A 14,914-nucleotide genomic window follows, 5' to 3' on the forward strand; every position below is an offset into this window, starting at 1 on the left:
CAGATGTGATGATGTCTGTAAGAAAAAAAGAGCCCCCGTTTCGGCTTGCGAAACATGGAGGCTCAATAAATGGGATGAATTTTGTACACTATATCAGGGCATCGAGGGAATATGCACCAGCTCCAGCGAGAGCAACACCAAGTAATGATCCAATCATCACAAGGTTATATTCGAATCCTCCGTTCAGATTCCATAGACCTTTATCTGCGTGAACCTTGGCTATGGCTACAATCATCGGAAGCATGAGTAGAATGGCTCCAACGATAATCCATAGACCGACTCCAAACAGGAATCCACCAATTAATTCAGCAAGTCCTGCGCACACGGCCAACGCTCTAGCGGGTTTCAGGCTAATCGCTCCGAAAAATTCAGCCGTCCCTGATACACCCTCACCCCCAAACCAGCCAAACAGTTTCTTGCAGGCATGTCCGATCATAATAAAACCGATAACGAGACGAATAATGAGTAGACCCGTGTCTAACATGAGATGATTTCCTCTTCTCTGAATGTGTTAAAGTATGATAATGAGTGTGTATATGCTACTTCAGTGATGATAGAATGGAGTCACATAGAGCCATCGTTGCAATATTATCCTTGGCGCTAGAATGTGGGACTGTCTGGTTCTGGCAGCACGTGATGAAGTGCGCCATCTCACCAACGAAACCGCGTAGATAAAGGTCGCGATAAGCTCCTGACATGGGAGATCCGGAAGGGGTATATACGGTATCTTGCTCCTCGAGAGATTTCCAGGGAAGGCTTGTCGAGCTTCGGGATTGATGGACAGTAAGAGTGTTGATCTCTTCAGCTGACGCAAATCCGTGATCAAAGGTGACGAGTACACTTTCACTCTCCCGTGACCAGGCACTCATGCCGGTAAAATAAGCACTGCCTACCACGTTATTTTCGAATACAAGGGAAATGCTTTGATTAATGTGCTCCCCATCCTTCACGGTTGTGCCTGTAACACGTATAGCTTCTCCGAATAAGTAGCGCATCAGATCGATCATATGAATGGCAGCGAGTTTGATGAACTGCTCCTCATCCTTGCAAAACGGGGTGCTGTCTACAGCGAATTTCATCTGAAACGAACGCACTTTACCTAGCGATCCACCATTAATGAGTTCTTTTAACTTCAAGTAGACCGGAGCATAACGCTTCATAAAACCAACCATGACAACGACGCCAGCCTGCTCGGCAGCTTCGGCTACAGTGGAGGCTTCCGCAGCGTTCCATCCAAGCGGCTTGTCCACGTATACATTTTTGCCAGCCTGAATGCATTCAAGGACAAGAGCAGTCTGATCCATAGGCTGGGCGACCACAACGACTCCATGACAAGTTTCCTGCTGTAACATAAGCTGAGCGTTATCATACGCTTTGCCATTGCTGCCAAATCTCAGCAGAGCTGCTTCAGATCGTTCCGTACTGCGAGTGGCAATGGCCTGGATCTGCGCTCCGCATTCAACGACAGAAGGATATATATTCGTGGATGCATGAAACCCGGCACCGATAAAGCACAGATGGGTTGTTTTCAAAATGAGATCTCTCCTTCAATGTATCATTCGTATTGGTGGTTTGTTTGCTTGATAATACGATAGGGTGTTTGACGTTGATAAAAAAGGACATATGTCCTTTTTCTGAATGGATAAAAAGAAGTTGCATTATTATTTTGGAGCATGTATACTCTGAATTACGGTAAAACAAGGAATTGCTTCACCGGAACGCTTTTCATCCATGGATGAGGAGATACATAATATGCGGTCGTGGCGGAATTGGCAGACGCGCACGGTTCAGGTCCGTGTGGGCTAACCCCCCGTGGAGGTTCGAGTCCTCTCGACCGCATCAAACCAAAGAAAGGTTCGCGAGTTGCTTTAGAGCAATTCACGAACCTTTCTTTTATTTTTACAATAACATTGTGAATTCGGTATTTCGCTGTTGGCACTCTAATGCTGACGTTGCCGCAGAATGACTGCCATAATGAGGCCGGTGATAGCTCCAGCTATTCCAAACAGTGTAACACTGGCAATAACCTCAACGGACTGGAGACGAAACAAAAAAGCGATACCGCTGCCAAAGGTGGTTCCGGCGAGAAATCCGAGCGATATTCCTAATTCGTTGGTTAATTTCATTAATTCACCTACTTGGACATGTGAGATATGGATTTGCAAATATGGGGAACAGGAAGTAAAGTGTGATCAGGAAAATCATCACATTTTATTTCCTTTTTTATCTTGCGGTTTTAACACGTTAATTATGCATGATATCTCATATGGGAGGGTAAGAGCGAATGAATATGAACGAACGAATTGCAGCGTGGAATGAGGAAGCACAGCAGTGCGCTTGTGGTCATCAACACCGAGTGGTAGATATGCTCATTCATCTGGAAGCCGGGGCCATTCAGAGGTTACCTGGTTATTTGTCTGAACAAGGGTACCGCCATGTGACGGTTGTTTATGATCGACATACGTTTCGGGCTGCCGGATCTGATGTGCTGAACAGTGTTCGGGAAGCGGGAATGCATGTGGATGAGATCGCTCTGCCGGAAAATCGTACGGGTGATGTTATTGCGGATGAAGCAGCTATTGTGCAGGTCATGTTGGGTGTGAAATTGGAAAGCCAGGCTGTCATTGCGGTGGGCTCAGGTACCATTCATGATCTGGTGCGATTTGTATGTTCCAAAATGAACAAGCCCTTTCTGTCGATACCGACAGCGGCTTCAGTGGATGGGTTTACCTCTGCAGGTGCGCCCTTAATTGTAAGCGGCATCAAACAGACATTTCAGGCTGTTCCGCCTGAGGCCATCTTTGCGGATATGAATATTTTGGAGCAAGCTCCCCGAGAGATGACGGCTGCTGGATTTGGAGATATGCTGGGCAAATATACTTCCCTTGCAGACTGGATTGTTTCTCGAGATCTGGGAGGAGAACAGTTCTGTCCGGTCGCTTATCGGATGACAGAAGAAGCGCTGAATTCCTGCATTAATCAGGTACAAGCTATTGCGGAGGGGCGAGCAGAGGGAGTAGCTGCATTAATGGATGCATTAATTATTTCTGGCATCTCCATGCTGATCATTGACCATTCCCGCCCGGCATCCGGGGGTGAGCATCACCTGTCTCACATCTTGGAGATGGAACTGATGCAGGCTGGAGAAAGACCGGTTCTGCATGGTGCCAAAGTTGGGGTGGCCTGTGCATTGCTTACGGTGAGATATAAAGAACTTGCACAAACTTCGGGTGAACCAGTATTTGCGATATATAACCAATTACCGGAGGCTGCTCAGCTCATCGCATGGTTGGAGCAAGTAGGTGGACCTGTGACTACTGAACAACTTGGTGTAACCCCGGAGATGGTGGAACATGCGTTTACCACAGCGCATACGCTTCGTCCTCGATATACCGGATTGAAATATATCAATGAAGTGTTAAAAACGAGGTAAGGGTTATTTCTAAGGATGTATGGTCTCCGAGATTGCATAGTATTGGCTTCTAGTGGGCTGAAATGGCCTTGGTTTGGATTAGAAAGCCGTGAAGGGGATCACCTGACGGCGTTGGCGTAAGTGCCAGCAAGGCTGCTTCAAGGTCGGGAGAGAAGAGGGGGATGTTTCATTTTAAAAAGGCTCTGGCCTCCTGGGAGGAGATCAGAGCCTTTTGGTTGTTCGCTTATTTAGTTGTTGCGACGATCTTTCAAGATGACATCTGCGAACAAAATAGTTTTCGGGATGCGGAAAAATTGCTCCGCTTGTTCCTGAAACGCAGCGGAAGGCAGTGTTCCCTGATGCAGCCATTTGCGGAAAGTGCCGGGATGAACCCCGATCCAGTGGCTGACATCTGTCACCGACAAATCATGGACCATACACAAGCCTGTCAAGATACGGTTACTAACCGGAGAACGGGTCACTGTACGCTTCATGAAGCGAGATGACTCGGGTTGACATATGACAGGGCTATTACGCACAACTTCCTCATTAAAAAGAATGTGGCGGGGATAGCCGAGCAATTGGCAGGTCTTGTCCAAATTGGTACTGCCGGGTATCCGTCCTTCATATACCCACGCACTGACACTGCGTGAAGAGATGGAAAGGTCTTCTGCGAGCTGGGACAATTTGATATCATTGGCCATCAGCACGGCGAGAAGAACACGATTACGGATTTGACAGCGTGTCGGTTTTCGGAATCGTTTAACACGGACGCCTTTTCCCAAGTATTTACGGTTGATCAGAGACCACGCCTGGATGGAATGTTGTTCTGGTTGATTAGGCATATTTCCTCCGATTTTTTTTAACCAAATACTACAATAAACAACGGGGTACTTTCAAGTGCCGGGTTTACCTGTTTCAAATGCGTCAATGCGTCAATTCCTGATAAAGAGGGAACTACGAACTAGACCATACGCAATTCACATCCTAGTATATTCCTAGATTACAATGTTTCACTAAAAATGAAGGGACAAAATGAGCAGGATTAAAGATAATATAGTTCTAATTACTTATTATTAGGTCTGAAGAACTTTTATCTATTTTTTGTTGATATGATGCGGTTTATTTCCCTGAATTCCCCAAAAATTATTGGATCTGCTTCAACGCATCCGGTAGAAGGTGTGCACAAATCTGAAAGATAAATCCGCAAGTTCAGCATGACATGTGACCTGTCAAATCTCTTACTTTTACATATATTGTAGGGTACTCAAGTAAAGGGAGAGGTGAGGAACGTGAATCTGTCTGTGAATACCTTTGCTGCCATCTCGGGAGCGATAGTTACGTTTGCTTTTGGTGGATGGGATCAATTGCTGAGCCTGCTCGCGGTCGCGATGGCTGTGGATTATGTCACAGGTTTGGCAGCTGCGGTGAGAAGTGGTACGGGGTTGAATAGCAACATTGGCTTCTGGGGGCTTGCTCGCAAAGGGCTCATGCTGACCGTTGTCTTGCTTGCTCACCGAATTGACCTGATCATGGGAACCGATATTATCAAGGGAGGAGCTATTTATTTCTACCTCGTCAATGAACTGATCTCGATAACTGAAAACTATGCGAGAATCGGCCTTCCATTGCCCGGAAAGCTCAGACAGGCTATAGCAGTGTTGAAGAAACAGGAAGATCAGGAGTATTTGCCGGATCGGGAATGGTCAATTCCACAAAGCGAGGATAGTCTCCAACAGCAGGCTGAAACAGGACAAACTTCGCAGGATGAATCCGCGAAACAGGTGGAAGATGGTTCCCGAGAAAAATCCGAACCGAAAAGAGATGGTTCGGGTTAGTTTTTCTTTTCAAGAGAACGTTTCCAAGTATCCTTTCGTAATAGAGAACGTTATGATATATTTTGGATACATGAAAATTCATTCATTTCTACTATTATTATATTAAACGAGGTGCTTGCTCAGATGATTAAACATATTGTCCTGTTCAAAATGAAAGATCGCTCAACAGAAAGTATTGAAGCTGCTGCCCAGGTACTCCGTAATCTGGAGGGTAAGATTGATGTTCTGGTTTCACTTGAAATCGGGATTGATGTGCTTCGCTCGGAGAGATCGTTCGACATTTCACTCACGGCGGAGTTTGCGTCACTGGAGGATCTTCAGGCGTATCAGGTACATCCGCTTCATCAGGAAGTTATCAAGTACATGAATGAAGTCAGAGAACAGTCGATTGCAGTGGACTACGAGATCTGATCTGTTATTCAAACTACGTTGAGATAAAGGGGACTCTGCATGAGCGATTTAAGAGACGTTATGGAATTTCTATATATTTTTGTTGTGTTTCTAATCGCTTGTCCTGTGATGATATTCTGGCTTAAGCGAAGAGGGAAACGGAACCGATAACTCACTGAACGGGAAGTGAACGAATGTATTATGTGAACAGAGAACAGATTGCCCGCCGGCTTGCTGCTGTATCGGAAGTAGCTGAAGGGCTTCGCCGCGCAGCGCAGGCTTGGGATGGCAGTCTCATGCTGGGGATGGTTCAGGAGCGGTGTCTTCATCTGGCGATCGAGATTGTTACCGATGTGGGAAGTTATCTGATTGATGGCTTCATCATGAGAGATGCGAGCAGCTATGATGATATTATTCAGATTAATTATGAAGAAAAGGTTTTTGACAATTCGACCTATGAGATCTTGCGTCAGCTTGTGACGTTACGTAAACCACTGGTGCAGGATTATTACAGTTGGGAGCGATCTGAGCTCCATCCGCTTAGCATAGAGTTGCCGAACATACTTGAACATTTTACTACACAGGTTAGCGCATACGTGGAAACAGAACTTGGTCCTTTCAATGCGGCACAAGCCGAGGGACAGCGCAAGGAATGAGGGAAATCGCATGACAAATGAATCAAAAGAATTCAATGAAGTAAATACTGAAAGAAAAGAACCGAATGAAACGCCTTCCGGATTCCATCCGGTGTATATGGTTGAGCTCCTGTTCCGGGAACGTCCGGAGGTAGATCGCCTGCGTTTGCAGGAAGCGATGATTCGTCATACAGGACAAGTTCGACTGGATGTGAAACAAGGAACTGGAGAGCAAGAGCATGAGATGTTAGTCTTCTACCATCTGGACCATAAGGTATCTTTTCAGGAAGGGGCTATCCCTGCTCAGACCTGCATGCTTCCAGTGAATGAAATCGCAGATCGTGCACGTTTTGGCGGAGCTGTGCAACAAGCATGGCATTGGCCGGAAGTGGGACAAGTTGTCAAAGCTTCGCGTTATTCCATCCGGATACATGATATGTTCACGGCTGCCATGCCTCGTAAACAGCGTTTGGAGCTGTTCCAGAAAACTGTACTGGCAATTATGGAGAGTTTGACCTGTGATGCGCTGTATTGGTATGGCAGTGATAAGCTGGTTGAACCGGAAGCTTATACGCAAGCTCAGGAACGTGAGGAACATCTGTATGCAGCTATGAACGTTCGGATGTATCAGGCTGGAGGTACGGAGGAACAGCGCGGGTTGGTCATGGATACCGTAGGATTGTCTGCGCTGGGTGTACCTGATGTACAGTGTCACTTCGTTGGTCTTGATCCAGATACGGTGGCACAGACCTTACTGGGTGCAGCGTATTACATATTTGATCAGGGAGATGTCCTGCAAGATGGACAGACGCTGGGTTCGTCAGGTGGACGTCGCTGGCGTTGTGAACATCAGGCGGCATTAATTGCACCAGGACGATATGTCATTGATTTGGACCCGGGTGATGAGCATGCGGCGGCTGATCTTGAGCCGGCTCGTCAGAATTGAGTTTAAATCCAAGACATTCTGTAGCCATTCAAAAAGGGCGTTCAGATTATTTTTAACATCTGGAGTGTCAAGTCAAGCATGTGCTGCTTATAATGCATCAACAGAGTAGGCATTCGCCCGGATGGCTGAGCGACAGATCGTTGCTTCTGATCCGGTACTTAAACCATAGTAAAGGGAGAGATGTGACGTGAAGGATTCTAACAAAAGTTTGTTGTGGGGAGCTCTTATTGGCTCTGTGGTAGGTTCTGTTACAGCGTTATTGCTGGCGCCGAAATCGGGTCGTGAACTTCGTCAGGATATTACAGAAGGTGCTCGTCAGGTATCGGAGAAAGGTCAGGAACTGGCTGGAATCGTGGGGGAACAAAGTTCACAGATCGTATCCAAGGTTAAAGAGACCGCAGATGTCGTGATTCAGGATATTCAATCCTGGCGCAATTGCGGCGAAGGAAAAGAAATTCGTATATCGGCAGCCATTGTAGATACCGCCGATATCGATAAAACAGTTGATGAATCCGGCAATGACATCGTAGCGAAGCTTCCTGCGGATGAGTCCAAGGACGACAACTAAGCAAGCTTGAGATAAGCAGGCTTTCCTCTATTTAGAGGAGAGCCTGCTTTGTTGCGTGTCCCACACATAGAAGACGTGGCGCTGATTTAATTTGAACGCTGCGATGAAATCGGGTAAGATGTAGGTACCTTTTTGCCGGAATGTTCATACGGTAGGAAGAAAGCTCTGGGAAACAAACGTAATGAGAACCAATTCAATGAAGAAGGAAGCGGTGTGTTCGTGCAGCAAGCAATCGCTATATTAGACTCCGGTGTGGGGGGATTGACCGTCGCCAAGGAAGTGATGCGTCAGCTCCCGCGGGAAAAGATCATTTATTTTGGGGATACTGCCCGGACACCGTACGGACCCCGTTCGTCCGAACAAGTAAAACAATTTACGGAACAAATCGTTGATTTCTTGATCCAGTTCGATCCGAAGGTTATCGTTATCGCCTGTAACACAGCAACAGCGGCCGCGTTGGAGTATATCCGTTCCAAGGTGAATATGCCCGTCATTGGTGTTATACATCCGGGTGCGCGGGCAGCAATCACAGCGACACGTACAGGACGTATTGGTGTGATTGGTACCACGGGTACCATAGGTAGTGGGGCTTATACATCGGCACTTAAACAGTTGTCCCCCTATATTGATGTGGTAAGTCAGGCTTGTCCGGCGCTGGTGCCGTTGGTGGAACAAGGTGAATTTCGTTCCGAGCACACGACACATACGGTGGAGCAATCATTAGGCGAGATCAAACAGCAGCCAATAGATTGTCTTATTCTGGGTTGTACGCATTATCCCTTTCTCATGGACACCATTCAGGAAGTTATGGGACAGGAAGTGAAGTTAATCAGTTCGGCAGATGAAACGGCACGTGAAATCAGTACGATTTTATATGATAAACGAAAGTTGGCCAGTGGGGATGAGACTCCGGTGCATCAGTTTTTCTGCACTGGCGACCCTCGCATGTTCCAGAATATCACTCGTCGCTGGTTGGGAGAGCAGATCTCCAAGACTCCTGTTGTATGGCAGGTTACGCAATTATCATAGTTATACTCAAAATATGCATGAATCAGACTTTAAATTAATGTATTTAATAATGAATGATCCCGGAACTGTGAAGTTTCGGGATTTTTTGTCATGATTATGCATCAACAGGTGATGAACATGATTCATGTCACATGACGGACAACCCGACCTGCATACATATGTTACATAGACGAAGTTGGTGAGAACCGGACAGGAGACCTGTCTTTTCCTGTGGAAAGGAGAGCAACATGGAACTGCAATGGATTATCGTTCAGCGGGGAGATACACTGTCGCGAATTGCGTCAGCACACCGTATGACCAGGGAGTTACTTGCCGCACTGAACCCGGAAGCAGCCGCCCAGCCTTACTTGCTGGCAGGTCAGATGCTGCGTATTGTGCCCGGGACAGGTCGCAGATATGCTGTACCGCCTGGAGAACGTGTAGGGGAGATTGCAGGGAGATTTGGTCTGGAGGAAGAAGCGTTGCGACAGGCCAATCCCGAAATCACCAATATTACCGACTGGGTTGGTCGCTGTATTCATATTCCGGTTTCGAATGGAAAAACTATTGTAAAGATTCAGGGAGAGTATGGTTATAGAGAATTAATCAAGGATATAAACAAGCTGGAGCATCAATACCCGTTTATCGAAACGGGGTCCATTGGAACAAGTGTCATGGGGAAGTCGCTGCCTTATTTACGAATCGGGCAAGGGCCGAGACATATCCATGTTAACGCTTCTGTTCATGCTAATGAGTGGCTGACATCAGCAGTTCTGATGAAGTTTATCGAAGAGTATGCCGAGGCATATAGTGCACATGGGACATGGCATCAATACCAGACGGAACGCTGGATGAAAGAGACGACACTCTGGGCAGTGCCGATGGTTAATCCGGACGGGGTCGAATTGGTTCAGGAAGGTGTAGTCAATCACCACCCACATGCACAGCAGTTGTTAGCCTGGAATGCCGGCAGATCAAATTTCACCCATTGGAAGGCCAACATCAGAGGTGTGGATCTGAATGATCAATTTCCCGCCCATTGGGATGATGAGGTAGCGAGAAGAGGTGTGATCTCACCTGGTCCCAGGGATTATGCAGGGACAGCTCCATTAACCGAACCGGAGGCACAGGCGCTTGCGCAGTGGACGAAGCAACACACATTCGAGGCGGTTGTATCCCTGCATAGTCAGGGACAGGAAATCTATTGGAACTACCGTGATCTGGAACCCAGAGAGAGTGCTCCGCTGTCGCGTAGACTCGCCAAAGCTTCGGGTTACAAAGCGGTGAAGCTCGGTGGCAGTGATGCCGGATACAAAGACTGGTTTATCCAAGCTTTTGGTAAGCCGGGCTTCACGGTGGAAGTTGGGTTGGGTGTTAATCCGCTTCCCGTTGAACAGTTTGATGATATCTGTATCGAAGTGGGAATGTTGCTGGCTGAACTGTTATCTAATGGACAGTGAGGCAAGACCCTGAATGATGATGGTGTGAAACTTAACGGTAGATCATTCGTATAACAGGAACGGACGCTATGAGCGACGTTCCGTTTTTATTATTTTTTTATTGTGGCTTATTATGACATACGTTCTGGATGGTTTTCGAACGGGTAATGATGGATGTGCCGTTTGGCGATATATATTATTATACGGAGGGATTCGCATGAAGTGGAGAAGACTGCTGTCATTCAAACGATGGACACAAGTTTTCAAAAGGCTCCCCCGGCTGCTCCGGGCTCCGCAGATTCCTTTGGGAGAAAAGCTGTTATTTATTATTCCGGCCCTGTTGTACTGGGTGCTTCCTGACGTGATGCCGTTTATGCCCATCGATGATATCGGGGTTACTTTGATTCTGATGAATTGGTTTGTGAGCCGGGCAGAACGTAAATATCCTGTGCTTCAGGAGGGTGCACCTTCTTAATATGCAGCTCATGAATCATTTTAACATTGAATTCGCATCAATGTTATTGCGAAGAGCGGTAACTTTCTTTACAATAGATGCTGTAGTTTAAGAATGCTGAAATTGTTGAAACCTGCAATTACAATATAGGAGATGAAGAGAATGAACTGCAAAATTACGCGTAATGCTGCTAAAGTATTGAAGCTTGAATTGGACAAGCCGGAGAACGAAGGAAAAAAACTGCGCGTTGTCATCACACATGCACATGGTGACCATGCTCACTACGGGCTTGATCTCGACACACCAAAAGAAAATGATACAGTTGTATCTACCGATAAAGAGATTGATGTTATTCTTGCGAATGACCAGCCTCTGTTGAACGGTGTTAAAATCGACTATCTCTACTTCCCTGAAGAGGGATTCGTTATTACGAATCCGTCCCAAGGCAATCACGGCGACCACTAAGGGCGCGAAGAAGGGGAACTCATGGCTAACGATATCCGCGTATGCGAAAAGTGTAATCATGTTCGATTGAAATCGATTGTGCCCAAGCTGCAAAAAATGGCTCCAGACACGGAGATCAAGATTGGGTGCAAATCCTATTGCGGTCCTTGCGCGAAACGTGCATTTGTTTTTATCAACGGTCGGTATATCAGTGCGCCGACTGAAGAAGAAGTGCTCGTCAAAGTTGCAAAGTTCGTCAAGTAATAGGATGAGATATAACAAGGTGAGTGAATGAAAAGTTCACATATCAGAAAGGAGGGGCTACGAGCCTCTCCTTTTTTTGCGTTTGGGTAGTAGTGAAAGGATAAGTTACTCTATAGCGCCCTTGTTCGTTTCAGTGATTTCGAAGGAATCTTCTCTAATTTCAATGGCGATGACGGTATCATCTTTTTTCAAAAAATGTACATGCCCCAGTCGTTCTTCCTCTAATTCCACCCAGCCTGTATCTGCTAACTTCTGAAAATAATCCATTGGCGGGTATAGTCCTTGCTCACCCCCAATATGCTTTAGTTCATATTTAACACCCTCTTTAAGGGTGGGATGATCGGAATAAGCTTTGCCTTCAATAAGCTTCGCATTGCTTGGAACCGGGATATCGGGGTTAATGGATGATTCTGTATATCCTTCTATCTCGTATGTTGCTGGAGCACAGCCTTGTACCCAGATGAGCAGGGGCAACATACAGAGTGTCAGTACTATTTTCTTCAAATGAATTCCTCCCGACTCAGCATGTTTACCTAATAAACGTAGTGAAAGCAATTAAAGTTACGATAAAATCATAAAAGAAGAATAAGGAAGGCTTGTGCTATCCATCCTAAAGGGGTAACAGGAACATGATAATCCCAAGGAGGAATACTCATGCCGAAGCGTTATGATTCCAGTTTGCAAGCCGATACCACCGTATCTCAGGCGCAAAATGCGGTGAACAAGCTTCATTATGCTGTATCTCAGGCCCTGTCACACCCGACAGCACAAACCATAGTACAGGCGGAACGTCGTCTGGCACATACGGAGCAGGCAATGCGTCAAGCAGAGCTTTCGCTCGGAGGACAAGGCGTTGAGTTAGCAGAAGAGATGTTCATCGAGGAGAAGAGAAGATTGAATTCAATCCAGAGTCAGCACGGTCAAGGGAATTTATAACGTTCCTGTCACATCAGAACCCGCAGGGCAGCAATGCTTTGCGGGTTTTTTATATCTTTTGCAACGACTCTCGATTCATGAGTTTACTCTGACAGTATGTCGAATGGTCGCTTAAAATTCTGTGAGAAGGTTAATAGAACGAGAGCAGGCAAAATTCCATACGGGAGGTACAGAATGACAAAACATATTACAGATTGTACGATTCTGAACAACGGAGTAACGATGCCATGGCTAGGATTTGGAACATATAAAGCAAAAGGTAAGGAAGTACAACAGGCGGTTGAGACCGCTTTGGAGGTTGGATATCGGAGCATTGATACCGCGTCTATCTATGGTAATGAAGAAGAAGTGGGACAAGCTATTGCAAGCAGTGGTGTTGCCCGTAACGAACTGTTTGTGACAACCAAGCTCTGGAACGAGGATCAGGGATTTGATTCGACGTTGAGGGCATTTGAAGCCAGTCAGAAGGCACTTGGACTGAATGTGATTGATCTTTACTTAATTCACTGGCCTGGCAGAGACCAGTATAAGGAGACGTGGAGAGCATTCGAACGTCTATATAGCGAAGGAAGCATTCGTGCGATTGGTGTGAGTAATTTCCAAGTACATCATTTGCAAGATATCATAGATGAAGGCGGCACGGTGCCAGCAGTGAATCAGGTGGAGTTGCATCCGGGTCTGATTCAACAGGAATTGCAGGATTTCTGCGGGGCGCAGGGGATTCAACTGGAGGCATGGAGCCCGATCATGAAAGGCAAGCTGAATCAAGAGTCCACCCTCAAAGCACTGGCCCAGAAATATGGGAAAACGCCAGCACAGATCATTCTGCGCTGGGACATTCAGAATCAGATTGTAACGATTCCGAAGTCGGTTACCCCGGAACGTATTCGTGAGAATGCGGACATCTTTGACTTTGAATTGACACCCGATGAGTTGAAACAGATTGATGCGCTGGACTCGGATAAGCGGACGGGTCCACATCCGGATCAACTGTTTTGGGATTAAGTGGGTAGGTGCTAACTGAATATACATGTTTGATGATCTGTTAGTGGAGGTTCCGGTTACGGATCGTTCTTTCGATCGCTGTTGTCTCCAAATTTTTTTGATTCCTCTTTTCAGAGGATAAAATTTGGAGACAAAGGCGAGCGCTTCGCTTCTTCAGAATCGATTCCGTCTCCTCCACAGTAACTGTTCATCAAACACAAAAATATACAATGAGCTAAGTTGTGCATAGTATAAACAAAAGCAGCAGGATCGGGGAGTGTTCCTTGATCCTGCTGCTGTGTGTGTGAATTAATTTTTTTTCGGCACTGCGCAGCCGTCATCTGTGCAGACACCACTGCCTTCGGCTTCGGTTGTGTTGGACTCAACCATGGTGAACGGGGAACGTTCGTCCCATGCTTTCTGAATGGCGTCCAGGAACACCTCATCCGGCTGAGCGCCTGACACGGCGAACTTGCGGTCAAATACGAAGAACGGTACGCCTCGGATGCCCAGTTGCTCGCCTTCCGCTTGGTCAGCGCGGACATTGTCGGTGAATTGATCACCGGACAGCACTGCTGTAGCTGCATCTCGATCCAAGCCAACTTCCTCTGCCAACTGAGCCAACACTTCAGGGTCGCCAGAGTGTTTACCTTCAATAAATACAGCTTGGAATATGCGCTCACTCAGTTCAAGCGCTTTGCCTTGTGTATCCGCCCAGTGTGTCAACCGGTGTGCGGAGAAGGAGTTCGTAGGGATCATGGCATCAATATTGTATTCCAGTCCTGCTGTGCGAGCATTGGCATTCATTTGAGCATTCATGCCTTTGGCCTGTTCCACGCTCATATTATATTTGGAAGCAAGATATTCCGTATTGGTTTTGCCGGGGTTCAATTCAGCATTTGGATCAAGCTCGAAGCTTTTGAATTGCAGCTTCACTTCATCACGATGTGGAAACTGTTGCAATACATTCTCCAGGCGGCGTTTGCCGATATAACAGAATGGGCACAGGAAATCTGACCATATCTCAATATTCATTATGTTAAAACCTCCATTATCCGTATAGTTGAAACTGATATAGTTACAATTATAAAGCCACTTTCTATAATTCGCAAGAAGATTACGATTTATCCCGAAATGCCTTGGTCCAATGATAAGGCTGGATCTCATCCAGTCTCTTGAAGATCAGTTGACCTTCAGGGTCGTATACAGCAGCTTTAACTTCTTCACCCCAATAAAACAATCGTTCCTGACAGACGCCGCAAGGTGTGAGGACCTTGAATTCTGAATGCTCGTCATTACGAGCGATACAGAGGGAGTGGGTGACGCGTTCGTTCAATTTGTGGGCCTCCAGATAAGCTCCTGTTTCCATACACAGATGCGTGGCATCGTTGATGACCTCTGGAGCTACACTAATTAGCAGGGAACCTGCTTCGGTATAGACAGCGCCCGCACCGCCCCATCCCTGAGGATAACGTTGCTTCACAAAGTTGGCGGCTGCATCGAATAATTGCTGTTCAATATGGAGTGGTTCAGTATGTGATGTCATGTAATTAGAATTCCCCTTTTTGCAATCCAATTCACTTCATTTTGTGTATT

The 14,914-nt window shown here is 46.5% G+C and carries 19 protein-coding genes, 1 tRNA gene and 1 pseudogene; 14 read left to right on the forward strand and 7 right to left on the reverse strand.

Annotation, left to right across the window (positions count from 1 at the left end; genetic code table 11):
• Positions 1–88: 88 nt before the first annotated feature.
• Positions 89–484 carry a DoxX family protein gene (locus NLBNIHML_RS27315; RefSeq protein WP_494353240.1) on the reverse strand — a complete coding sequence of 132 codons (396 nt, stop codon included), beginning with the start codon at positions 482–484 and terminating at the stop codon, positions 89–91.
• Positions 485–539: 55 nt separating this feature from the next.
• The gene (locus NLBNIHML_RS27320) at positions 540–1,532 is read right to left on the reverse strand and encodes a Gfo/Idh/MocA family protein (RefSeq protein ID WP_494353241.1); all 993 of its coding nucleotides are present in this window, start codon (positions 1,530–1,532) and stop codon (positions 540–542) included.
• Between the two features lie 222 nt (positions 1,533–1,754).
• On the opposite strand from NLBNIHML_RS27320, the gene NLBNIHML_RS27325 reads away from it, so the two are divergent.
• Positions 1,755–1,839, forward strand: a tRNA-Leu gene (locus tag NLBNIHML_RS27325).
• A gap of 101 nt (positions 1,840–1,940) precedes the next feature.
• Here NLBNIHML_RS27325 and NLBNIHML_RS27330 read toward each other — a convergent pair.
• Positions 1,941–2,126, reverse strand: a complete 186-nt coding sequence (locus NLBNIHML_RS27330; RefSeq protein WP_339241093.1) for a hypothetical protein — start codon at positions 2,124–2,126, stop codon at positions 1,941–1,943.
• A 158-nt stretch (positions 2,127–2,284) separates the two neighbouring features.
• Between NLBNIHML_RS27330 and NLBNIHML_RS27335 the strand changes: the two genes are divergently transcribed.
• Positions 2,285–3,433, forward strand: coding sequence for a sn-glycerol-1-phosphate dehydrogenase (locus NLBNIHML_RS27335; RefSeq protein WP_494353242.1), 1,149 nt, complete (start codon positions 2,285–2,287; stop codon positions 3,431–3,433).
• 227 nt (positions 3,434–3,660) lie between these two features.
• On the opposite strand, the gene NLBNIHML_RS27340 is transcribed toward NLBNIHML_RS27335, so the two are convergent.
• Complete coding sequence (locus tag NLBNIHML_RS27340; RefSeq protein WP_017689431.1) at positions 3,661–4,257, reverse strand: helix-turn-helix domain-containing protein; 597 nt, start codon at positions 4,255–4,257, stop codon at positions 3,661–3,663.
• Positions 4,258–4,695: 438 nt separating this feature from the next.
• On the opposite strand from NLBNIHML_RS27340, the pseudogene NLBNIHML_RS27345 reads away from it, so the two are divergent.
• From NLBNIHML_RS27345 to NLBNIHML_RS27390, 10 genes and pseudogenes are all read left to right on the forward strand, one after another.
• Positions 4,696–5,088 (forward strand): annotated as a pseudogene (locus tag NLBNIHML_RS27345) (phage holin family protein); the annotation flags it as partial.
• Between the two features lie 285 nt (positions 5,089–5,373).
• Positions 5,374–5,661 carry a Dabb family protein gene (locus tag NLBNIHML_RS27350; protein ID WP_339241097.1) on the forward strand — a complete coding sequence of 96 codons (288 nt, stop codon included), beginning with the start codon at positions 5,374–5,376 and terminating at the stop codon, positions 5,659–5,661.
• A gap of 173 nt (positions 5,662–5,834) precedes the next feature.
• Complete coding sequence (locus NLBNIHML_RS27355) at positions 5,835–6,296, forward strand: DUF86 domain-containing protein (RefSeq protein ID WP_494353243.1); 462 nt, start codon at positions 5,835–5,837, stop codon at positions 6,294–6,296.
• 10 nt (positions 6,297–6,306) lie between these two features.
• Positions 6,307–7,221, forward strand: coding sequence for a DUF4261 domain-containing protein (locus NLBNIHML_RS27360; RefSeq protein ID WP_339260238.1), 915 nt, complete (start codon positions 6,307–6,309; stop codon positions 7,219–7,221).
• Between the two features lie 187 nt (positions 7,222–7,408).
• Entirely contained in the window at positions 7,409–7,789 is a 381-nt protein-coding gene (locus tag NLBNIHML_RS27365; protein ID WP_339241104.1) for a YtxH domain-containing protein, read from the forward strand.
• A 219-nt stretch (positions 7,790–8,008) separates the two neighbouring features.
• Positions 8,009–8,818 (forward strand): glutamate racemase, encoded by an 810-nt coding sequence (gene racE / locus NLBNIHML_RS27370; RefSeq protein ID WP_026081161.1) that lies wholly within the window; start codon positions 8,009–8,011, stop codon positions 8,816–8,818.
• Between the two features lie 227 nt (positions 8,819–9,045).
• Positions 9,046–10,257, forward strand: coding sequence for a M14 family metallopeptidase (locus tag NLBNIHML_RS27375; protein WP_494353244.1), 1,212 nt, complete (start codon positions 9,046–9,048; stop codon positions 10,255–10,257).
• Positions 10,258–10,453: 196 nt separating this feature from the next.
• Positions 10,454–10,711 (forward strand): hypothetical protein, encoded by a 258-nt coding sequence (locus tag NLBNIHML_RS27380; protein WP_017689423.1) that lies wholly within the window; start codon positions 10,454–10,456, stop codon positions 10,709–10,711.
• A gap of 141 nt (positions 10,712–10,852) precedes the next feature.
• Positions 10,853–11,155: a heme biosynthesis protein HemY gene (locus NLBNIHML_RS27385; protein WP_036670085.1), complete on the forward strand. Its 303-nt coding sequence runs from the start codon at positions 10,853–10,855 to the stop codon at positions 11,153–11,155.
• A gap of 21 nt (positions 11,156–11,176) precedes the next feature.
• Positions 11,177–11,398: a YuzB family protein gene (locus NLBNIHML_RS27390; protein WP_091032287.1), complete on the forward strand. Its 222-nt coding sequence runs from the start codon at positions 11,177–11,179 to the stop codon at positions 11,396–11,398.
• A 105-nt stretch (positions 11,399–11,503) separates the two neighbouring features.
• Here NLBNIHML_RS27390 and NLBNIHML_RS27395 read toward each other — a convergent pair whose 3' ends face one another.
• Positions 11,504–11,902 (reverse strand): hypothetical protein, encoded by a 399-nt coding sequence (locus NLBNIHML_RS27395; RefSeq protein ID WP_342572493.1) that lies wholly within the window; start codon positions 11,900–11,902, stop codon positions 11,504–11,506.
• Between the two features lie 150 nt (positions 11,903–12,052).
• Here NLBNIHML_RS27395 and NLBNIHML_RS27400 point away from each other — a divergent pair, with 150 nt between their 5' ends.
• Positions 12,053–12,334 carry a hypothetical protein gene (locus NLBNIHML_RS27400; protein ID WP_091017568.1) on the forward strand — a complete coding sequence of 94 codons (282 nt, stop codon included), beginning with the start codon at positions 12,053–12,055 and terminating at the stop codon, positions 12,332–12,334.
• A gap of 174 nt (positions 12,335–12,508) precedes the next feature.
• Complete coding sequence (locus NLBNIHML_RS27405; protein WP_076249922.1) at positions 12,509–13,339, forward strand: aldo/keto reductase; 831 nt, start codon at positions 12,509–12,511, stop codon at positions 13,337–13,339.
• Between the two features lie 288 nt (positions 13,340–13,627).
• Here NLBNIHML_RS27405 and NLBNIHML_RS27410 read toward each other — a convergent pair whose 3' ends face one another.
• Together NLBNIHML_RS27410 and NLBNIHML_RS27415 are read right to left on the reverse strand one after the other, a co-directional pair.
• Positions 13,628–14,353 carry a DsbA family oxidoreductase gene (locus tag NLBNIHML_RS27410; RefSeq protein WP_494353245.1) on the reverse strand — a complete coding sequence of 242 codons (726 nt, stop codon included), beginning with the start codon at positions 14,351–14,353 and terminating at the stop codon, positions 13,628–13,630.
• A gap of 82 nt (positions 14,354–14,435) precedes the next feature.
• Complete coding sequence (locus tag NLBNIHML_RS27415; RefSeq protein WP_339241116.1) at positions 14,436–14,864, reverse strand: cytidine deaminase; 429 nt, start codon at positions 14,862–14,864, stop codon at positions 14,436–14,438.
• Positions 14,865–14,914: the final 50 nt, after the last annotated feature.

The organism is Paenibacillus sp. JNU01 (assembly GCF_059130585.1).